21 protein-coding genes and 5 pseudogenes are annotated in these 20,298 nt (G+C 58.8%); 12 read left to right on the top strand and 14 right to left on the bottom strand.

Translation table 11 applies throughout. The features are described from left to right. Positions 1-59: 59 nt before the first annotated feature. From ACM5SV_RS19630 to ACM5SV_RS19605, 6 genes and pseudogenes are all read right to left on the bottom strand, one after another. Positions 60-406, bottom strand: a pseudogene (locus ACM5SV_RS19630) (transposase); the annotation flags it as partial. A gap of 261 nt (positions 407-667) precedes the next feature. Further along, positions 668-1,033, bottom strand: coding sequence for a GtrA family protein (locus ACM5SV_RS19625; protein WP_012760736.1), 366 nt, complete (start codon positions 1,031-1,033; stop codon positions 668-670). Next, positions 1,030-1,734 carry an HAD family hydrolase gene (locus ACM5SV_RS19620; protein WP_222015360.1) on the bottom strand — a complete coding sequence of 235 codons (705 nt, stop codon included), beginning with the start codon at positions 1,732-1,734 and terminating at the stop codon, positions 1,030-1,032. The genes ACM5SV_RS19625 and ACM5SV_RS19620 overlap by 4 nt, the downstream gene beginning before the upstream one ends. Then, positions 1,731-2,717 carry a UbiA family prenyltransferase gene (locus ACM5SV_RS19615; protein ID WP_128449443.1) on the bottom strand — a complete coding sequence of 329 codons (987 nt, stop codon included), beginning with the start codon at positions 2,715-2,717 and terminating at the stop codon, positions 1,731-1,733. Before ACM5SV_RS19615 ends, ACM5SV_RS19620 begins: the two co-directional genes overlap by 4 nt. Positions 2,718-2,746: 29 nt before the next feature. Continuing rightward, the gene (locus ACM5SV_RS19610) at positions 2,747-2,896 is read right to left on the bottom strand and encodes a hypothetical protein (protein WP_244432397.1); all 150 of its coding nucleotides are present in this window, start codon (positions 2,894-2,896) and stop codon (positions 2,747-2,749) included. Between the two features lie 377 nt (positions 2,897-3,273). Continuing rightward, on the bottom strand, positions 3,274-3,630 hold the full coding sequence (locus ACM5SV_RS19605) for a hypothetical protein (protein WP_012760733.1): 357 nt from the start codon (positions 3,628-3,630) through the stop codon (positions 3,274-3,276). Between the two features lie 91 nt (positions 3,631-3,721). Here ACM5SV_RS19605 and ACM5SV_RS19600 point away from each other — a divergent pair. The 5 genes and pseudogenes from ACM5SV_RS19600 (at position 3,722) to ACM5SV_RS19580 (ending at position 5,641) form a co-directional block, all read left to right on the top strand. After that, positions 3,722-4,212: pseudogene (locus ACM5SV_RS19600) on the top strand (hypothetical protein). A gap of 51 nt (positions 4,213-4,263) precedes the next feature. Beyond that, positions 4,264-4,470: pseudogene (locus tag ACM5SV_RS19595) on the top strand (type IV secretion system protein VirB1); the annotation flags it as partial. Positions 4,471-4,537: 67 nt separating this feature from the next. Further along, a complete protein-coding gene (locus tag ACM5SV_RS19590) occupies positions 4,538-4,753 on the top strand; it encodes a hypothetical protein (protein ID WP_409565708.1) in 216 nt (71 codons plus the stop codon). A gap of 208 nt (positions 4,754-4,961) precedes the next feature. Further along, positions 4,962-5,228, top strand: a complete 267-nt coding sequence (locus tag ACM5SV_RS19585) for a type II toxin-antitoxin system prevent-host-death family antitoxin (RefSeq protein WP_011654345.1) — start codon at positions 4,962-4,964, stop codon at positions 5,226-5,228. Continuing rightward, positions 5,228-5,641, top strand: coding sequence for a hypothetical protein (locus ACM5SV_RS19580; RefSeq protein ID WP_011654346.1), 414 nt, complete (start codon positions 5,228-5,230; stop codon positions 5,639-5,641). Before ACM5SV_RS19585 ends, ACM5SV_RS19580 begins: the two co-directional genes overlap by 1 nt. Positions 5,642-5,661: 20 nt before the next feature. Here ACM5SV_RS19580 and ACM5SV_RS19575 read toward each other — a convergent pair whose 3' ends face one another. From ACM5SV_RS19575 to ACM5SV_RS19565, 3 genes and pseudogenes are all read right to left on the bottom strand, one after another. Then, positions 5,662-5,967, bottom strand: coding sequence for an alkylphosphonate utilization protein (locus tag ACM5SV_RS19575; RefSeq protein WP_105008842.1), 306 nt, complete (start codon positions 5,965-5,967; stop codon positions 5,662-5,664). A gap of 227 nt (positions 5,968-6,194) precedes the next feature. Next, positions 6,195-6,419, bottom strand: a pseudogene (locus ACM5SV_RS19570) (type II toxin-antitoxin system RelE/ParE family toxin); the annotation flags it as partial. Then, positions 6,419-6,574, bottom strand: a pseudogene (locus ACM5SV_RS19565) (type II toxin-antitoxin system ParD family antitoxin); the annotation flags it as partial. The pseudogenes ACM5SV_RS19565 and ACM5SV_RS19570, both read right to left, overlap by 1 nt. 629 nt (positions 6,575-7,203) lie before the next feature. On the opposite strand from ACM5SV_RS19565, the gene ACM5SV_RS19560 reads away from it, so the two are divergent. Next, positions 7,204-8,073: an alpha/beta hydrolase gene (locus ACM5SV_RS19560; protein WP_128449441.1), complete on the top strand. Its 870-nt coding sequence runs from the start codon at positions 7,204-7,206 to the stop codon at positions 8,071-8,073. 302 nt (positions 8,074-8,375) lie between these two features. Continuing rightward, positions 8,376-10,520, top strand: a complete 2,145-nt coding sequence (locus ACM5SV_RS19555; protein ID WP_128407751.1) for a TonB-dependent siderophore receptor — start codon at positions 8,376-8,378, stop codon at positions 10,518-10,520. A 242-nt stretch (positions 10,521-10,762) separates the two neighbouring features. On the opposite strand, the gene fhuB is transcribed toward ACM5SV_RS19555, so the two are convergent. From fhuB to ACM5SV_RS19530, 5 genes are all read right to left on the bottom strand, one after another. Continuing rightward, a complete protein-coding gene (gene fhuB / locus ACM5SV_RS19550; RefSeq protein ID WP_222015361.1) occupies positions 10,763-12,733 on the bottom strand; it encodes a Fe(3+)-hydroxamate ABC transporter permease FhuB in 1,971 nt (656 codons plus the stop codon). Continuing rightward, the gene (locus ACM5SV_RS19545; protein WP_222015362.1) at positions 12,733-13,611 is read right to left on the bottom strand and encodes an iron-siderophore ABC transporter substrate-binding protein; all 879 of its coding nucleotides are present in this window, start codon (positions 13,609-13,611) and stop codon (positions 12,733-12,735) included. The genes fhuB and ACM5SV_RS19545 overlap by 1 nt, the downstream gene beginning before the upstream one ends. Before the next feature lie 13 nt (positions 13,612-13,624). After that, positions 13,625-14,431: an ABC transporter ATP-binding protein gene (locus ACM5SV_RS19540; RefSeq protein ID WP_222015514.1), complete on the bottom strand. Its 807-nt coding sequence runs from the start codon at positions 14,429-14,431 to the stop codon at positions 13,625-13,627. A 459-nt stretch (positions 14,432-14,890) separates the two neighbouring features. After that, entirely contained in the window at positions 14,891-15,793 is a 903-nt protein-coding gene (locus ACM5SV_RS19535) for an MBL fold metallo-hydrolase (RefSeq protein ID WP_221963186.1), read from the bottom strand. A gap of 102 nt (positions 15,794-15,895) precedes the next feature. Beyond that, the gene (locus ACM5SV_RS19530) at positions 15,896-16,528 is read right to left on the bottom strand and encodes a DsbA family protein (protein ID WP_222015363.1); all 633 of its coding nucleotides are present in this window, start codon (positions 16,526-16,528) and stop codon (positions 15,896-15,898) included. Between the two features lie 113 nt (positions 16,529-16,641). Between ACM5SV_RS19530 and ACM5SV_RS19525 the strand changes: the two genes are divergently transcribed. The 5 genes from ACM5SV_RS19525 (at position 16,642) to ACM5SV_RS19505 (ending at position 20,298) form a co-directional block, all read left to right on the top strand. Next, complete coding sequence (locus ACM5SV_RS19525) at positions 16,642-17,535, top strand: LysR family transcriptional regulator (RefSeq protein ID WP_012760716.1); 894 nt, start codon at positions 16,642-16,644, stop codon at positions 17,533-17,535. Between the two features lie 190 nt (positions 17,536-17,725). Beyond that, on the top strand, positions 17,726-17,992 hold the full coding sequence (locus tag ACM5SV_RS19520) for an acylphosphatase (protein ID WP_012760715.1): 267 nt from the start codon (positions 17,726-17,728) through the stop codon (positions 17,990-17,992). A gap of 154 nt (positions 17,993-18,146) precedes the next feature. After that, positions 18,147-18,800, top strand: a complete 654-nt coding sequence (locus ACM5SV_RS19515) for a Rieske (2Fe-2S) protein (RefSeq protein WP_012760714.1) — start codon at positions 18,147-18,149, stop codon at positions 18,798-18,800. Beyond that, positions 18,797-19,642: an aromatic ring-hydroxylating oxygenase subunit alpha gene (locus tag ACM5SV_RS19510; RefSeq protein WP_222015365.1), complete on the top strand. Its 846-nt coding sequence runs from the start codon at positions 18,797-18,799 to the stop codon at positions 19,640-19,642. Before ACM5SV_RS19515 ends, ACM5SV_RS19510 begins: the two co-directional genes overlap by 4 nt. Continuing rightward, a complete protein-coding gene (locus ACM5SV_RS19505) occupies positions 19,639-20,298 on the top strand; it encodes a glutathione S-transferase family protein (RefSeq protein WP_222015367.1) in 660 nt (219 codons plus the stop codon). Before ACM5SV_RS19510 ends, ACM5SV_RS19505 begins: the two co-directional genes overlap by 4 nt.

The following is a 20,298-nucleotide window of genomic DNA, read 5'->3' as shown; positions in this document are numbered from 1 at the left end:
TGTCACAGGAATCCATTCACGGCGCGTCCGCGCCGTGAATGACTCTGCGGCAAGAAAGAAAGGATGTCGCTTTGCCGGAAGCGGCCATGCCGGTCTTGGAGAAACTGGAATGATCCGGCACCTTCCCATCCAGACCGAGCCGGCAAAACCAGCGATAGGCCAAATTGAGATGGGCCTCTTCGTACAGCCGCCGATCCGAGGATGCCCAGGCAGTAGCCGATGATCCGCATCATCAGATCAGGATCAACCGACGGCCGGCCAGTGCCGCTATAAAAGGGCTTTAGCTGCGTGCGCAGCTGTCGAGGTCGAGATGGCGGTCGATGCCGCGCAGCAGATGATCGGCAGGAACGTGATCATCGAGGCGGAAGTCGTAGAAGAGCTGCGCAGGAACCGCCTGACACCTCATCACTCAATCCGCCGCAAATCAATGCGACGATTGAATCATGACACCAAAGCATCGGCAACGCCGAGTGTTTTCAACACTATCTCTCCGAAGGGGACATTAAGCACATATTGGCTAGATGCTGCTGGCGGACGCTTAGCTCAGGCATGGTTCATATTGCGCCGCTGTCCAACAAGCCTTCCAACAAGGCTCCGCTGAACTTTCTCTTATTCTGGGCACCGTCCTTCAAAGGACGGAAAGATATGGCGCCGTCGCTCGCTGGCCCTACCTGAACACCCAGAGAAGGTTTATCAGGAAATTGAAGACGAAGGCCGCGCCGATTCCAAAAAGCTTTGCCCACAAGGGCGAGAGCCCAACCTGCTGCACGAGGATCAACGTCACGAAGACATTGATCGAGAGGCCGAGCAGTGCGCCGATCAGGAACAGTGAAGCGCGCTTGCGGCTTGTTGCCTGATTGAAGACATAGCGGCTGGTGGCGCTGTAATTGACGGCGGCCGCGATCAGCCAGCTCGATGTCGCCGAGAGCCCGAGGGGCACGCCAAACGCCAGCAGGCCACGAAACACCGTGAGGTCGACGAACGCGGCCAGCCCTCCGGTGAACACATAGCGGATAGCCTTTGACAAGATCATCCGGACGCTTCCTTTGCCCGCAGCGCTGCGAACACAGGGTCCGAATAGGTCGAAAAGGTCAGCCAGCCCTCGCGTGGCCCGTCGGAGCGAATGAGCGGCAGGACACCGGCGCGCCGCGCCGCAAGGCCATCCCGCTCGGGCCTGTCGCCTATCAATACGGTTTGCGCCGGGCCGACGCCGGCGCGCTGCATCAGCATCTGCAGGCCGCGCGGATCAGGCTTCTGGATGCCGACGCCGGGATCGCTTGCGGCCAATATGTAATCGGCCGACAATGTCATCTTCTGCAGCTTCTCGTCGGCAGGATAATCAGAATAAATCCCGATCGACTTGTTCTGCCGTCTGAGCCCGGCAAACAACTCCACCAGCCCATCATACCGGCAGGATGCGATATAGGCGAGCGGACGGCGCTCGATCCACTCGCTGACGATTGCCTCTATCCTTTCGGCTGGCTGGCCGGTTCGCGCGACGGTTCGCGTCATCAGGCTCGCCTGAAAATCGTCGATCTCCCCCTCGCCGATGGCTTCACGCAAGGAGCGGTATGCGCGTAGCACACGCAGATTGGTCAGGCTGCCTCTCGCCACTGCATCAGCAATCAATTCGCCGGCCATTCGAAGGCGTAGCATGCGCTGGTTGTATAACGTTCCGTCGACGTCGAAGACGACGAACCGGATACTGCCCCAGTCGACATTCCTCGCGATCATCGGATGGTGATGTAGTGCTGTTCGGTCAGCGTCACTAAAAGCGGAATGTCGACGAATGTCGCGAAGATGAAGGCCGCCGCCAGGGCCGCGACGATGGCGATCAGGCCGGGCTCGCGGAACAGCTTTTCCGGTTTCTGCGCCGTAGAGCCCGGTTTCGTCGCCATCACGAAATAGGCCGTGAACAGGGCTACGACGAAGGGCAAGACGAGCATGTACTCGATGCGATACTTGACCAGGAAGACGGACAGAAAGGCAATCGAAAACAGTGAATACGCAATGCAGGAGGCGGTCAGCGATACCTGCGTATACTTGGCGAAACTCGCCCGGTAGCGCGACAGCAACTCCTTGCCATGCGACGCGACGATCTCGTCATATTCCGATAAGCGTTTGGCCGCCATGAGGAACGCGCCGCCGAACCAGTAGGCCAGGATGATCGATCCCGGCGGCAGGCTCGTTGGGTCGATCATTGACCAGCCGATCACCAAGCGGATCGGATTATTGATCGATTCTGAGATGACATCGAGATAGGTCTTATCCTTGCTTCTGATCGGATCGAGATTGTAGAGGATCCCCTGAATCGCAAACAGGCAGGCGACGAAGAACAGAAGTTTGCTCGAGAGGATGGCGCAGCCCAGGCCGACGATGAGCAGCACGGTCCATTCGAGCTGAACCAGCCTGCCGTTCATCGCGCATTGCACGGCGGACCGCTGCGATTTCGTCGGATGATGCCGGTCAAACTCGCGGTCGAACCACTCGTTAATGCAGTAGTTCGCGGATGCGATGCAGAGCGCGGTCACAAATCCGAGCAGGATCGAGGACGTCAGGTCGTCGGTTCTGACCCCCCGCAGAAGATAGGCGAGGATGATGCCGGGAACGATGAAAACATGCTTCGTACTGTGATCGAGCCGTGCAATGGCGATATAGTCGCGCAAGCCCGCTCGGCCTGATGCGGTCACCCTGCGGTCACCCAAGCTTGTGTTCATGCCGGACGCCTCCTTTTTCGTCAGACGGTCTATTTCCGATCACCGTCCAACAGATACACATCATAGGTTTCGAAATAATTCGCAGGGCCGAATTCGGCGAGCAGCATCGTCGTCGACAGGAAATCGTCGATCTGTTGGCGCGAGGCATGGAAGGTCTCCAGTTGTAACCCTCCCGGCAAATCTGGTCCGGAACTATTCTCTTCAGCTTGTGCTGCATCAGGATTACCACTGGAGACCGGGTCTGGGCGTGCAGGTCCTGGCTAGTTTTCAGCGCCTCTCCAAGATCCGCGTCCAGCTGACCCTTCTTGGTGAAGCGGACGTAGGTCCTGAATTTCTGCTCGCGGGTCAGATATATCGGATCGTTGATGTAATATAGCAGGGCTTCCGCGAGATATTCCGGTTCGGCAACGATGGTTGCCTTGGCGAGTTAAGGCCGGGAGAGGATGAGACGGGCGAGATCCGCACTGCGGTGACTTGCCCTGAGAATTTACTCCAGAATGGATTAATGTCCGCCGCCGAGGTGGTGCATCAGAACTCGTCACTTAAGATAGGTTGCCTATCCAGCTCCGAAGGAGCTCAATTTCTCCAGAAGCGCCTGTGAAATCTCGAACTGGCGTGCCGTTCCACGCCCCATCGAATTCTTGACGATCGTCTCGTCCAGCATCCCTCGCTTCACCAGCAGATCCACCGTCTCCTTGACGCCACTGCGTGTCAGAGCGGTAATTTCCATGATGCTGGAAAGTGTTAGCTTCTGGTGTGCCTGGTTCATGCTGTAGAGGATCGTCATCATGCCGACCTGCTTCAGCCTTGCTTGAGGCGTCTCGTCATCGTCGAGAGGATGATCGAGGATCTCATGCAGGATCAGGCCTGAAAAAGCGAGATTGTGCCATTGAGTCTTGAGTGCTCTTGTCATGTCATTTTACTGTGTTATATAAGTCAGTATAAATTGCTCTACAGGCAAACCACCTCTTCCGCAATGGGATGTCCTTTGAAGGGTCGTGCTCATGAAAAACCTTCTGTTCAACTCAGTTGTCGCGGCCTGCTGCATATTGCCACCCTATCTTACCTCGCCTGGCAACGCGCAAGCAACTGATTGGGGTTGCGAGGTTATCCTGTGCCTTTCCAACCCCGGAGGTCCGACGCAGTTCGCGGAATGCCGGCCGCCGATCCAAAAGCTGTGGCGCGAGCTTGCCGAGGGGCATTCGTTCCCGACATGTAGCGGCGCCACCTTCCACAGTTCGCGCCCGGGCTATGAGCCGTATTACTGCGAAACCGGATACCGGCTGGAAAGCGATTATGGTCCGCGCGGGCAAGAAACAACCTGCGTGTCGACAGCCCTCCAGCCGGTGAGTGATGCATTCTGCCTCAATCTTGGCGCCGGCAAAATTTCAGCAAGGGTTCGGTCCTCTCGCCGCGATGGCAGCGGGAGGATGGGCGCCGCCGGTGCATGGGTTATTCGACGGCTCGTCCGAACGTGCGATCGCAACCTCACTAAGTCGAGGTCACCATCGATGGGACAGCCACGCAGCGGGTCTGGTATTGATCGATGGCGGTCGCTTTCGTGGATCTCGCGCAGACATGCGCGCCCATTGTGGAAGTCAGAACGCTCGCTGCTGTCGTCAGTCTCGAGAGCCGTTTCAAGCCTTCCGCCATTCGGATCAACAGCGGTTCGCCGCTTGAGCGCCAACCCGCATCGAAGGCGGAAGCAATTGAGCTTGCGACCTCCCTCATTACGGATCACCAGAACATTCAATGGAGGAGTTGCGCAAGCTGAACCTTTCGATTTCGAGAACGAGATTTTCGGGCGCTTCACCATCAATTTGCTGGACGATCTCGAAATCGACGTCGGCACCCACGAATACCGCATCAGCGGCGGCAGCTGGATCAACGCTTTGACGGCCGATGAGGGTGGGGTCGAGGTCCGGTTTCCGACATTGGTTGGGTTGACCGACGAAGAATTCGGTTCACTGGCATCGACTATTGAGGATATCACGCTGGAAACTGGCATCCCCGTTCATGCGGTGCGCGCCATTTGATCCTCGTGGTAAAAGGCGCTTCAGATGCTAAGAGGTGGCGGACGACGCCCGCCTCACAATTGGCGATCGCCGCAGCCGTTGTGAGCTGAGCGGCAATGGCGGACGCCGCAATTCCCGTCCGCGCAAGGCCGCACGCCTCAAACCAGCAACTTGCAGCATTGTTGGAAATGCTGTATATTGCAACAAATACAGCAACAAGGAAACCCATATGTCGAAGTCAAGCGGTTCCTATTCAACCAGCGACCTCTCCCGTAAGTCTGGCGACATCATCGCCGAGGCCCTGCGCCATCCAGTGACCATCACCCAGCGGAATAAACCCCGACTGGTCCTCCTCAATATCGAAGACTACCAACGGCTGATGAAGCAGTCGGATCGACGCACCGCCGGGACCATTGAAACGATGCCCGATGAACTGTTTGCCGAGTTCGAAAACGCCGTCGAGGCCTACGCCGGCGAGGACGAGGCAGGCCACTGATGAACTACGAGCTGATCCAGACCGCAAGCGTCATACGCTATCCCTATCTATGGGCGAGAGAGGCTGGGCGTGGAGAGACGGAAGGACGCAAGGAGCGGCCGGTGGCCGTCGGCGTGAGAATGCCGCGGCCGGACGGGGATCTGGTTCTCTTCTTTCCCATCACCACCAAGCAGCCGGAGGCGTCGCGGTTTGCTGTGGAAGTGCCGGCCATCGAAAAGCGCCGGGCTGGCCTCGATGCCGATCGCAGGCTTTGGATCATTTTCGATGAGTTCAACACCGACATCGTCGGAAATTCATTCTATCTTGAGCCTGAGCCGCCAACCGGCCGCTTCAGCAAGGCCTTCTTCCTGCCGCTGCTGCGCGAATTCATCCGTCGCCGCAAGTCGGCCACGGAGGTCAGCCGATTCCGCTGAGCAGGCCCTGAGAACTCGAATTAGCGTTTGCGCACGAACTCGGTGCGTAGAACGAGGCCCTTAATTCCATCATGGCGGCAATCGATCTCCTCGGGATTATCAGTGAGGCGGATCGACCTGATGACGGTGCCCTGTTTCAGCGTCTGGCCGGCTCCCTTGACCTTCAAATCCTTGATGACGGTGACCGAGTCACCATCGGCCAGAACATTGCCGCTTGCGTCTCGAACGACCGCCTCACCGCCACTGGCGGATGCTGCCATCTCCGAAGCCGGACGCCATTCGCCAGTCACTTCGTCATAGATGTATTCGTCATTTTCAGCGGCCATGCTCGTCTCGGTTCCTCAGAAGTCCTTGGCGCCTTCCGTGCGGGAGCGGCGTACAAAGGCGCTTATCGCAGACGTCCGCCCAACGCAACTCGGGCGGCGCTGCTGAACGTGTGAGCTCGTCAAGTTCGCACGAAGCGATTGGCCTTTGCTTGCGCATCCAATGAAGAAGCAGGGGCGAAAATCGTGCTGGTCGGCGATGCGATGCAGCTTCAGCCGATCCAGGCGGTATAGGGGAAAGCCTTCAGCGACATGCTGCGCAGATCGGGCAAACCGAGTTCATATGCGTAGCGCGATGAACCCGATGAAGGATGCTTTGCGATCAAACCAAATGTCGACTGCAGCGCGTCAACGAAGCTAATCGCGACTTGAGCGCCAGCCTCGCGAGCATAGTAGTCCACGGCATTCTCGATATCCCCGCGGGCCGACTCGCGGGGAACGATAGACTTTGCAATCACTTGGAGCTTTGCCGCGAGGCACGGGCTCGCAGGCTATCGAAATAGGCGGCATCAACCGGCTCGGTCGTCTCGAATGAAGCACCCTCAAGCAGGAGACTACGCAAGTGCTGCCGATCTTTGTCGTGACGGATCAACTCGCGGACGTATTCGCTGCCGTAGCGCGCACATAGTGCGCACCAGGCGGCCGCTGTTTTCGCATCTTGTCCGTAAAGCGATCGGGCAGCAGTACTAATGTTCCCAACATCTGCATCACTCCAAAAATCCGGTGCCGTTTTGGTGCAGCCGGCTGAAAACCTTTTGAACATTTCGCGCATTAAAAAGTCCCGTTACCGTCCGGAAACAGGCCGTCAAATTATGCCGGAAAAAGCCGATGACGACCGAACGAGCTACACTACCTCTCGGGACATCATCGGCCGTGATGCTTGAGAAGTGGTGGCTCTGACGTGTAGTTCACGTTAACACCTAGGGGCTGCAAACTCAGGAAAGCTACGAAACAGACGTCGGCTTAGCAGTGTTCGGAGATGATTGAATTGAGGCCCTTGTGAATTCATCTGTGGGATCGAAATGCGGCTCGATAGCTCCGGGTCTTCAAATCATGCCCGGACGAGGTTAGATCAGCCTCTGTAAACCTTCGAACCGTGACTGCCATGATGCGCTTTCGCGGAAGCCAGGATATCAGCAAAGAGTTGCACCGACCTTGGAAAACTTCGAAACCTGCCGGTGAACAGCATCGATGTCAATTTCCCTTCCCCTATCCTCCCAACCATCAGAAAACTTTCTCATGACCAATCCCATCAGCGTCTATTCGATGCCCGGAACGTGTTTTTTCGATCTGGCTCCTGCTGCGGGCGGCGAGCCCTATCGCTTATTCCTTTCCATTCCGGCGGAGAAACCGCCTGCGGGAGGATGGCCGCTTCTCGTCATGACCGACGGCAACGCCACTTTCCCCTTCGCAGTCGCCAGCTTGGTCACGCAGGCACCTTACCCAACGGGGACGAATGTCGGTTGGGGGGTGATCGCGGCGATCGGCTACCCCTCCGACGAGCCCTATGATCCGCTCCGCCGGTCTTGGGACCTGGGGCCTCCGCCGGTCAAATCCTATCCGCCGTTCGTTGAGGGTGGTCCGCCGGTTGTAATCGGAGGGACCGGTAAGCTGGTGGATTTCATCGAGAACGAGCTTATACCGCGGATTGCAGAGATGGTGATCCTGGATCCGATGCGCCGATCACTTTTCGGACATTCCTTCGGCGGCCTCTTTACTCTCTATGCCCTGTTCGAGCGCCCAGGTCTGTTTGCCACTTGGATTGCGGCCAGCCCAACCATCTATTGGGAGAACAGTGAAATCCTCAAGAATGAAGCGCAGCGTCAAGACGCGCCGGGCAATGCACCCTTCCTGCATTTGTCCGCCGGAGAATACGAAGGCGATGAGCTGGCACCCTTCCAGTACCGGAACGAGGATGCCACTGCTCGCCTGGAGAAGAGGAAGACGGAACGGACCGTCCTCCTGGCGCGGGAGATGGCGGAGCGATTAAACGGCACTGCCGACGGATTGCGTACCGAATTCGAGCTCTATGCCGGTGAGACCCACATGTCCGTTCTTGCAGCGGCCGTGAATCGTGCGGTTGGCATCGCATTCGCCGTCCAAAGTTGACCGACATGTGACGCTTTCTGCAAGGGGCCTCATCGGTGAATAAATCCGGCGGTTAGACGATCGTCCTTGAGACGAACGTCCTTGCGCGTGCACTCGTCAAGGTCGGCGCCTCATGGCGTTTGGGATTACCTCCTCTTCTCCGTGTTGCCGCTAAACCTCATGGTCCCGACCAGGAGCAAAGATGGTCACAAAAGCGGGATTTTTAAGTTGACTCCAATTCTCCTGTTTGAGTAAACGGACTCGCTGCAGTGGCCGGAGGGGCGACCGTCACGCTGCTCGATATTGGTCTGACAGGGGATAGTATGACAGTAGGACTACAGGGAAAGTTGCGTGTGTTCACAAGCCGATTGATTGCGAGCAGCGCTTTGATGACAGTGTCGTTCGGATCGGTAGGCATCGGCTGGGCCCAAGACAATGCGGCGGAAGAGGCGACGCAATTGGCCCCGATCGTCATAACCGGCAAGTCGGATCGTGTGGTTGGCCCTGATCGCACCATCGTTGCCAAGGATACCGCCACAGGCACCAAAACAGATACTCCGGTCGTCGATGTCCCTGCGTCCGTGTCGGTGGTGACGCAAAAAGAGTTGGAAGAGCGTCATGTGGACAATCTTCAGCAGGCGGTCGCTTATACCGCCGGCGTCTTTTCGGATGAGTTCGGAAACGACGATCGCTACGACTATATAAGAATTCGCGGCTTCGATCAGACGGCGCTCGGCACCTATCGGGATGGACTGGCGGCGCGCATTCCTGCCTGGTTCACGGCCAGCCGCCTCGAACCCTATGGTCTTCAGCGCGTCGAGGTCCTGAAAGGATCGACTTCGACCCTCTTTGGCCTTAACGGCCCGGGGGGACTGGTCAATGCGATCACCAAGCGTCCCTTGGATGAGAAGCATGGCGAAGTGTACACGTCTTATGGGGATGGCACCAAGGAAGTGGGTGCGGATTTCGGCGGCCCGATCGATGCCGATGGCGTTTGGACCTACCGGCTTACCGGACTTGCCAAGGACGGTGACCAAGGCTTGGATTATTCGAACGACGACCGCACCTACATTGCACCGGCACTGACGATCAAGCCGGACGAGGGGACCTCGCTCACCATTCTGACCGATTACTATAAACGCGATGGAACGGGCGCACGGGGCGTTCCGACCGGTGCAAATATCGATGTCGACACCTTCCTCGGCGAACCGGACTTCAATCGCTTCAATACGGAGCAGGTCGACATCGGATATCAGTTCGAGCACGAGATCAACGACAACCTGACCTTCCGCTCCAACGCTCGCTATACACATTTGAGCCTGGATTATGCTGAAGTCTATGGCGCATCGCTGGACCCGACGGCCAATCGAACGGCGTTCTCGGTTGACGGCACGTCCAACCGCTACGCCTTCGACAATCAGCTCCAGTACGATACCGGATGGGACGGGATCGACAGCAAGACGCTGGTCGGCGTTGATTACACCAGTGACAATACGCGCGAAAACATCCTGTTCGGCACGGCGGGGCCGATCGATATTGATAATCCGGTCTATTGCGGTCTTTCCTGCATTAACCTTGGCCCTTATGTGAACTGGCGCGTCAAACAGCAGGCGCTCGGGATCTATGCTCAGGAGCAATTGACGTTCGACGATCGATGGATCGTTACCCTGGGCGGACGATGGGACCAGGTTCACACGACCGCGGATTACCTCGATAGCGGGACAAGCGACGACGACACGGCGTCAGCTTTCACCAAGCGGGCCGGACTGACGTATAAATTTACGCCGAACCTCGCAGCCTATGCGAACTATTCGGAAAGCTTCCAGCCGCTCGTCGCGCAGACCGCAAACGGCTACGCTGTGACGGGCTCGTTGAAACCACAGCAGGGTGAACAATACGAAGTTGGCCTCAAATATCAGCCGGATGGGTTTGACGGCCTCTTCACCTTGGCGCTGTTTGATCTTACCCAAACCAATGTGCCGAGCTATGTCAGCCCTCTGGTGCAGGAGCAGATCGGCAAGGTCGGTGTGCGCGGCATCGAATTTGAAGGGAAAGCCGCAATCAACGACAGGCTCAATCTCACGCTTGCTTATTCCTATTGGGATGCTGAAATCCGCGAAGACGGGACAGGCGGCAATGTCGGTAACCGGCCTTCCCGCGTGCCGCGACATCTGGCATCGGCCTGGCTTGATTACACGATTCCGGGAGACGGATGGCGCGGTGACCTGACGATCGGGGGAGGTGTCCGCTATATCGGTCAAACCTACGGTGACGATACAAATACGGTGTCGCTTTCCAGCTATACGCTCGTTGATGCCGCGGTCAGCTACAAGGTGACCGAGGACGTGACGCTGGCCGTCAATGCAACGAACCTGTTTGACCATAAATATCTCGCCACCAGCTATTACGGAACTGAGTTCTACGGCGATCGGCGTAAGGTCGTCGGCACCCTGAAGTATTCCTGGTAAAGTGGCGGACGCCGCCTTTGTCCAATCAAGGCGGCGTCCGCATTCTGAGCGTCGAAAGAAGCAATTATCCGCGGAGAAGCCGAACTGTCGCGCCGGTATCCCTGCCGTTGTCGGGGCCGTTTGTCTGCGGATCTTCGCTGACGGAGCAAAACGCTCCTATTGATGGCGGGTTTTTCTTGCCGCGATGACAGCCACGGCTCTGCGGTGCGTGCCTCATGGCCGCCCCTCCCTACGCATAACCCTCAGCTGGCACTGCGCTTCCGCATCATCAGCATCAAGAACGGCGCTCCGATGAGTGCGGAAACGAGACCGGCCGGGATCTGGTAGGGCGATACGATCGTGCGGCCGACGAAATCAGCCGCAACCATAAGCCCCCCTCCGATCAGAGCGGCGCCAACCATTTGCGGCAGCGCGCGGGCCAATCCCGCCTCCCGCGCAAGGTGAGGTCCCATGAGGCCGATAAATGACAACGGGCCAACCGTGAGCGTCGCGGCAGCCGTCAACAATCCTGCAAGGCCAAAAAGCGCAAATCGCGATTTCGCCAAGGGTATACCGACCGCCGCCGAAGGCGACGGCCCAAGCGGAAGGATGTCAAGCCAACGGCGAGCGGCGAGCGAGACGGCAATCAGCACGGCGCCGAGCGCTACCTCCATTGCGGCGGTCGACCCGTCGATAAGATAGGTGGACCCGCTCATCCACCGCATCAGCAGCGCTGCTCTCGGATCTCCCGTCGAGCTCAACACGCCGACGACGGCATCGACCATCGCGCTTAAGGCAATGCCCGCCAGCAGGACTCGCTCAGGCGCAAACGCCGATCGCCGGGAACTGACGAAGATGACAAAAAGAACGCTGATCGCACCGGCCACGGCAAACGCAAATTGCCCGGAAAACCCTGGAGCGACGGCAAACAGGGCAATTGCAACACCGAAGGTTGCGCCGGCACTGATCCCCAGAACTTCGGGACTTGCCATTTCGTTTCCGGTCAGCCGCTGAAGGATCGAGCCCGCGACCGCAAGCATGGCGCCCGATGTCAGGGCGGCGAGGATTTTAGGTATCCTGATCGCAAGAACATCGACCGAAAATTCGCCTGATGTAAAAGCCCAGCCGCCGTTGATGTCGCGTCCGAGAAACGCGCTGACCATCAACAGGACGAGCAGGCCGGCGGCAGCGACGATGACCGGTCGGGTTCCATCCCATCGACGTGGCCGTCTGAACACCGGCGATTGCTGTAGCCTATGACGGATCTTCAGCCGCGGCAGGAGCGCGAGAAGCAGCGGCGAACCGAAGATGGCCGTCACCGCCCCCGTCGGCAAGAAATCACCAAGTCCGCCGGCGACAAGTTGCAGGATGGAGTCGGCGAAGAACAGCAGTCCGGCGCCGATCAGGGGAGACCAAAGGATGAGCTGCGCGGGACGCCGTGCTCCGGACAATCGCGCAATCGTCGGCGCGACCAGTCCAATGAAACCGATGACCCCAACGGCGCTCGTGACAAATGCAGCAAGCGCGACGGCAAGGGCGACGACAACGAAACGCAGGCGGACCAATCTGACGCCGAGTGCCGTGGAACTGCTCTCGCCAAGATCGAGCAGCGAAAGCGGTCTCATCACGAACGCGCAGCCGATGGCGATGCCGGCCAACTTCCAAAGAAGCGACAAGGGAATGACCCAGCTTTGCTGTGCCAGCGAGCCGGCGCCCCAGATGAACAGGCTCGAGAGGTAGCGCTGGTTCAAATAGGTCAGGATGGCAGCGAGGCCACCGCACCATAGACTGAGAACCAGCCCCGACAAAACAAGCGAATAAGGCGAAAAACCACGGCGCGCCCCCAAGCTGACGACGATCGCAGCAGCGGTCGCACTGCCAATCAGAGCGACAAGATCGCGGCCGGCGCCAAGCAGGTCGGGGAGAAATAACGATGTTACCACCAGCGCCAGGTTTGCGCCGGCGGACACGCCGAGGGTGGTAGGATCGGCGAGCGGGTTTCGCAAAACTTGCTGAAACAGCGCCCCGGACAAGGCAAGCGCGGCTCCGGCAATCAGCGCTGTCGCAAGACGGGGAAGCGTCGAATAGGTGAACACCATTCGCGTGACATCGTAATCCGGTCGAGCCATTTCTGACATCGCAGGAGCCGCGAGAAACCACGATGCCACGCCTCCACCGCACATCAGGAGGATAAAGACAAGTGCTGGCCCGATATGGTCGCGGCGGGATACCATCAAGCTTCCTTTTCCAGAAGATCTGTCAAAAGGCCCGCGAAACGCATGGCCTCGTTCACCATCCCGAACATCAGGGCTGGCGGCAGAATCGACAGATGGCCTGGACGCGCAAACGAAAGCCTGTTCCACAGCGGGCTCTGAGCGAGTTTCGGAAGAACGTCCGGAGGAATTGGCTCAAAGGCGATCAGACGCGCGTCCGGATCGGTGATCTTGGAGAGATCTTCAATCCCGATCGTTTCAAAACCCCAATAATTCGACTCTCTGGTCCAGGCGTTCCGGACGCCGATGCGCTCGAGCACATTGTGGAACAGTCCAGGACTCGAGTAGATGCGGGCATGGCGGGCATCCATGAAGTTCACGAGGGCGACCGGCGGCAGGTTCTTGCCCGCCAGGCGACTGCGGCACTGCGCAAAGAAGACGTCGGCTCGCGCGAGGAACTGCTCTGCTTCATTCTCACGGCCAAGCTCAACGGCCAATTTCCGCGTCGCCGCGATGGCAGCGGTAAGAATAGGTCCAATGCCCGGCGTAAAGATTTCCAGCCGAACGACTTTCGCCACCGACTGCAGCTTGGGCAACAGCTCATCCAGGTAGGGTGTGGTCAAGATAATGTCGGGCTTCAGCGTAACGAGAATTTCAAAATTGACCTCGAACGCACTGCCGATATCGACGACGGATTTTGGCATCGGCGGCTCGACAACCCATCTGTCCCAGTCGGCGAGGTCCGAAATCCCGACCGGAGGCAATCCGAGTGATAAAAGAGTGGACGCAAGGCCGTAGTCGAGACTGACGATCCTTGGGCCCATCGACTGTGCAAACAGCGGAGCCGGAATGAGCGAGGCCCCGGCGAACTGCAAAAAGCAGCGCCGCGAAAACCCCATTGAACGCAGAGCCTCAGCAAACATAGACGAGCGGATAGGGCAGGTTGGGCGCGGAGATCACATCCATGTCGATCCCATAGATCTCTTGCAGCGTGTTTGGCGCGAGGATCGCGCTCGGTGTTCCGCTGGCAACCACGCGACCACGTTTCAATGCATGGATCCGATCGCAGAAGCGCGCGGCCATGTTGATGTCGTGGAGAACGATAATGACACTCCTTCCACCTTCATGCGCCAGGCGTCGCACAAGTGAGAGCACCTCGACCTGATGCGCAACGTCGAGTGCCGCAGTCGGTTCGTCGAGCAACAGGCAGCGAGCATCCTGAGCGATCAGCATCGCAATCCAGGCCCGTTGCCGCTCACCGCCCGATAGTGTTCCCATGATACGGTCGGCGAACGTCTCGATATGCGTGGCTCGAAGGGCTTCCTCGACTTTCTCTTCATCGTTCTTTGTGAAGCGGCCGAGCGCTCCGTGCCACGGATAACGACCACATCCCACAAGCTCGCGGACCGTCATTTCCGATCCGGTTGTGACGTCCTGGGGCAGATATGCGACCGAACGCGCAAAGGCGCGTTCGCTATACATCCTCAGATCCTGGTTACCGTAAGAGATCGATCCGGTGCTCGGCGCAAGCTGGCGAGCCAACATTTTGAGAAGACTGGATTTGCCGGAGCCGTTGTGGCCGACCAGCGCGACAACTTCTCCTGCCGGAAATTTAAGACTGACGTCGCAGAGAATTTCGTTCCGCTCGATCAAAAGACCTATATTTTCGGCGACAAAAGTTTCAGCCGTTCGAGGCGGATCTTGAGGGAGTATAGCCACGTGACATCCTTTAACCGGGTGATAGGTCGGTACTAAAGATGAGAGCGGCAATCAACTATTTTCGTTGTTCCTCCGCCTAGGTCTCGTCATCTCGTGCGGCAGCCCCGGCTTTCGGCCCGCACGCCGGCTTCTGTGCCGCTTCAGGGTAAGGGACTGAGGGAGGAGGAGGATAGCAAATCCTCTCCAGCGTGTGTAGTTCTGAACAAATTTTGAGATTATCATTATTTAACCGTCGCTTGCAGGATCTGTCGCAGTTCAAGCGGGAAAATATATGCAATCTAAAATTGTATAAAGTGGCATAAGCTGAATTATGGAACTACGCTATCGGCTTTCAGTCGAACTTCGACGACACATGGTAAGCTCCATTTAAGTGCTGACGACTGCGTCACCACCCTTCGCGGCCTTCCTAGAAGCGAGGGGCCCTCCCAGGCCCCTCGGATCAGTTTGAAGATCGGCCGTTCAGCCCCACTTCATTTCTCCCTTGGCAACTTTGGAGCCTATGTCGAGCGCAACGCCCATGCCGAGACCGGGGAAGCGGGCTTCCATGGCGGCCTTCAGCGCGGCGGAATCGGCGGCCTTGGCGAGTTCTTCCTCGAAAGCGACCAGATAACTCTTCGTGTGTTCGACGGCGGACAGATCGGTTGCCGCTTCCGGCATCATGTGGCCGGGAACGACGATCGTCGGCTTGCGGGCGCTGATCTTGTCGAGGGTGGCCACCCAAGCGGCACGCTGCTCCGGAGCCTGGGTGTCAGCTGTCCACACGTGGACGCCGGAGAAAATCATGACGCCTCCGAAAACAGCGTTCAGCGACGGCACGAACAGGTACCGGCGATTGCTTAACCCTACCTCGGCCGCGACAATCTCGACGGTCTCACCATCAACTGTGAGGCTTGAAGCGTCGAAAGCCTCGGGCATGACGATGTCTGCAAGGGTCTGCGGGCCGTTCTCCTTGAGCTGCGGCCCCCAAACAGCAAGCTTTTTCTCGACGTTGCCCTTGATCGCTGCAACCGTGTCGGAAGCGGCCAGCACTTTTGTGCCGGGAAAGGCTTCGAGGACCGGTTTGAGGCTGAAGTAATAGTCCGGATCGGACTGGCTGACATAAATCGCGGTCAGCGTCTTGCCGGTGGTCTTGATGGCTTCCGCCAGCGCACGACCGTCGGGATAGCTGAACCCGCCATCGATCAGCAACGCTTCGCTGGGGCCGGTCAGCAGCACCGGAGCGCGAAAGAAGCCATTCTGACCGGCGGGGAAGTGCTTCCAGGCCAGCTTTGACCCAGCTGCGTTGCCGAGACCGGCAGGCGCAAAAACGGCAACGGCGCCGGCTGCGAGGGTGGTTTTCATGATTTCTCTCCTTGAATACATGGTTGTCTCCGATGATCGCCAGTTTCGATTTTCTGCTGCCGTGAGTGTTGCCCCCGACAGGCTTTGCGGTAGTTCATGGAACGGTCTGCTGAAAACGAACGATCACGCTGCCTGAAGCTCGGCAGCAAGTCGGTCAAAGCCGCCGAACAAGGCATCGCTGCGCAGCACGCGGCGCTTATCGCCGTCGCTGACCAAAAGCGCCGGGACACCATCCATCCGGAATGCAGCCATGAGTTGGCGGGACTTCCCGATCCTGTTGCGATAGATTTCGAGCAGAGCCTCGTCCGGAGCCCGGACACGAGCGGCGGAATCGGAAAACCCGGCCTGATCGAGAACGTCGGCCACGACAACGATCTCCGAGGTGTTGAGGCCGTCAACATAACGGGCGATTTGAAGTGCCTTCAGAGCTTCGCGCTCTTTGTCGAGTTGCGTAAGCCCGACCGCAATGATCCCGAGCGTCGCAGGGGCGGAGTCGAACATACTGTCGGCGCCCCCGAGAACCTGATCGCGATAGAGCTGGCTGAAGACCTGTCCCGTGAGCCGGTTGATCCGCTGGTCATTGTGCCAGGCATAGGCTGCGAAACGTTGATCCAGCGGACGCGCGCCTTCGCCCGCGAAGAGCCCGGTGGGCGCGAGCTCGACGGTGAGATTGTCAAGCTTGGCCATTTTGTCGAGCGCGGGCGCCGCACCATAACACCAGCCGCAAAGCGGATCGTAGAGATAGATAAGATGCATATCGGACCATCCTTGAGCGATGGACAACAGATAGTGCACTTTTATTGAGTGATAAATATTGTTAAATGTGACAGAATGTATGTCAAAAACTTACAATCAAATGGAAGAAGGTTATGGAGGCTGTCAACCTCAATCGGCTGGCCTATTTCGCAGCCGTCGTCGATACCGGCTCGTTCACGAAAGCTGCCGAGCGCCTCGCAATCACGAAGACGGTCGTCAGCCAGCAGGTTGCGCGGCTGGAAGCTGAGTTGAAAACCAGCTTGCTCCTCCGAACAACACGACGCGTCGAGCCGACTGAGGCCGGCAAGCTTCTCTACGCGCGCTGCGTCTTGATTTTCCGCGAAGCCGAGGACGCGGTCGATGAAATCACCCGCGCAAATGCCGAGCCGACAGGCATGCTACGCATTGCTGCGCCCAATGATTATGGTGCGAGCACGATCGCTCCGATTGCTGCATCCTTTATCCGGAAGTACCCCGCTTGCAGGGTCGAGCTTCTGCTCGCCGATACGAAGATGGATCTGCTCGCCAATCAGATCGATCTGTCGATCCGCGTTGGTTGGCTCGATGACTCCAGTCACCAAGCGAGACGGATCGGTTCGTTCCGGCAGTTTCTTGTGGCGTCTCCCAGCTTCTCCGCCACGCTCAGTTTGAACAGCCCGGAGGATGCGGCGGGTCAGCCGTTTATCGCCAACCTGGCCCTCAAGGAGCCGGTGACCTGGAGGTTTATCCAGGGCGATTTCGATCGGCGCACCGTGCGGATGCAACAGAGCCTCATGAGCAATTCGACGCCTGCGGTTCTCGCGGCCACGCTTGCGGGGGCGGGCATATCCGTGCTGCCGGATTTTCTGGCTGGAGAGCATATAGACGCTGGCCGACTGATAAGATTGTTGCCGGACTGGAGCCTGCCGGCCGGAGGAATCTATGTCGTCTATCCGGCAGCTCGGTTCCGCACACCCAAAGTCACGGCTTTTGTCGCAATGCTGACTGGCGGTCGCTCGCCCGACTAGGCTGTGCCATCACGCAGCCTGAGTTGTTTCCATACGTCGCGTCGCCAGCGGCGCAGCCATACGGTGGCGAAGAATTGGTATGCCGCCGCAGGGCTTTGCAAAGGAAACTCCGACGCCATATTCTCGCCTTGACGGCGACCCCTTCCCGAAGTTCATTCAGGCGCTATGATATAGGAAAACAAGGGCGAGCATGGGACAAGATACAAGCGACCTTCTAGAACGGATGACGATTGTCGGTGATCTGGAGGTTGCCTCCTTCGTTCCCTGGATCCGGCGCCATGCCGCTAAGCTTGGGCTCTCGCACACCATATCTCATACGAGTTCCATGCGGATCGAACTTGAGGTTGCCGGGCCAGAGGAGTTGATCGACATGATGGAGATGGGATGCTCTCTCGGGCCCATCGACGTATGGGTCGAGAGGATAGATCGAACTGCGATCAGCGGCGAAAGGACCTAGTCCGGGCTCTCGCGTATTTCGCCGGTGCATATTATTTACTCAATGTTGCCAATGCGAAATAATTATGCAAACCTGATAAGGTTGCGGCGGAATTGCCTCGGCGCCGATGCGGGACTTGATCGGCAAGCATTTGGTTTTGTTGGGAATTCTACTCATGCCTTCCGATACGACGGGCTTTTGGACGCCAGTCGCCCTTTCCCGGGATTTGCCGGCCGGAACCGTCATGCCGGCTTGGACGGCAGCCGGATCGATTGCCCTGTGGCGTAGCGCTTCGGGGCGCATTTCGGCATCGGCGGATCGCTGTCCGCACCGTGGCATGCGCTTGTCTCACGGCTTCGTTCGTGGCGAGGCGCTCTCTTGCATCTATCACGGGTGGAGCTATGGCCAGGCCGGAAACTGTCTGCGCATCCCCGCCCATCCGGGGCTGACGCCACCGGAAAGCATCCGCGTCGCCACCCATGATGTCGAGGAAGCGGGCAGCGTGATCTGGGTGGCGGTGGGCACGCCCGCATCGAAGCCGCCGGGGCTCGAGGGCCTCATTCCCCTGCGCTCCCTGACGGCGTTCGCCGGTATCGCGGCGATCGAGGCGGCGGCCGGTGCCAAGACGAGCCCAGACGGTCTTGTCGAGTTCGATGCATTCACCGGGACCATCTGTCTGCTATTGTCCGCTCAAGAAGACGGAAAGACGCTGATCCATGTGCTGTTGAAGGGTGATGCCGGCCCTGCTGCGGGCATCGGTGCTTCACGGGCCGCCGAAAGCCTGCGGCGCCGGGCCGAGGGTCTTCAGAAAAAGGAGATCGCGCAATGACCATGCAGGCGATGATCGACGAATGGTATCCGGTCGGGCTTTTCAGCCAGCTCGACAGCGCCGGCCGCAAGACGGCGCTGATGGGCGAGCCGATTAAAGTGGCGCGCGATGCCGATGGCAATGCGAAGGTGACGCGCGGCGATGGGCGTGCTCTGCCGGTGCGCGTCCGTTACGGTCATGTATGGTCCTCCCTCGGCGAGCCGAAGAAGGAAGTTTTCCCCATTCCCGAGGCCGACCAGCCCGGCCGCCGCTTCGTCGATGTCGGCGTGGTGCGCGTGCGCTGCTCGCCGCTGCGCGCCGTCGAGAACTTCCTCGACATCGCCCATTTCCCCTTCGTCCACACCGACATTCTCGGCGCGGAGCCGCATACCGAGGTCCAGAACTACAAGGTCGAGATCCGCGAGGAAGAAGACGAGGTCTGGGCAACGCAGGTGAAATTCTACCAGCCGCAGGCTGCCAAGTCGGCAAGTGGCGGGATCACGACAGAATATATGTACCGCGTGCCGGCGCCCACCTGCTCCGTGCTTTACAAGACCTGCCCGCCGCGCCCGAGCGAATGGGATGTCATCACGCTCTTCGTGCAGCCGCTGGCCGAGGACCTCTGCGACGTCTGGCCATGGATGGCGCTCTTCGACGACGAGACCGCGATGACCGACCTCATCCATTTCCAGCAGACGATCTTCCTGCAGGACCGTTCGATCCTCGAAAACCAGATTCCGCGGCTGCTGCCGCTCGACCCCGGCATGGAAATTCCGACGCGGGCCGACCTGACATCGATTGCTTACCGGCGCTGGTTGAAGCGCCACAATTATACCTACGGCGCACAGCTGGTGGCGCAATGAAGCTCTACGACTATATTCTCTCGCCCAGTTGCTACAAGGTGCGCCTGATGGCGGCGCTGACCGGCGTGAAGCTTGACTTGCGCCCAGTGGATTTCCATCCGGGCGCCGAGCATCGCGGCCCCGAGCTGCTTGCGCTCAACCCGGCAGGCTCCATTCCGATCCTGGAGGATGGCGACCTGATCCTGACCGAGTCGTCGGCGATCCTCGTCTATCTCGCCGCCAAGGGAGCACCCGAATGGCTGGGCAGCGGCAAGGCCGAGGAAGCAGTGCGGGTGCAGCAGTGGCTGTCTTTCTCCGGCCGGCTGACGGCAAGCCTCGGGGCAGCACGGCTCCATGAAATGCTGCTGCGGCCGGGAGATATCGGCGCGCTGCAGGCCCAGGGCATCGCCGCGCTTCGCGAGCTTGAAGCCGGGCTTGTCGAGCAGGGTCTTCGCGGCATGCGCTTCCTCGCCGCCGACCGGCCGACAATTGCCGACATCGCCTGCTTTCCCTATGTGGTGCTGGCTCCCGATGGCGGCGTCGCGCTGGATGCTTATCCGGCGATCCGGCTCTGGTCGCGGGCGCTACGCGCCCTCGACAAATTTATCGAGATGCCAGGTATCCACCGGCTGCACGAGTTGAAGCCCGACCCCCAGATCGAACCGGGCGAGGTGTAA

This window comes from Rhizobium sp. CRRU65 (assembly GCF_048551595.1).
Lineage (GTDB): Bacteria > Pseudomonadota > Alphaproteobacteria > Rhizobiales > Rhizobiaceae > Rhizobium > Rhizobium leguminosarum_J.
The sequence above is the reverse complement of the archived record's forward strand: the minus strand, read 5'-3'. Positions and strand labels throughout refer to the sequence as shown.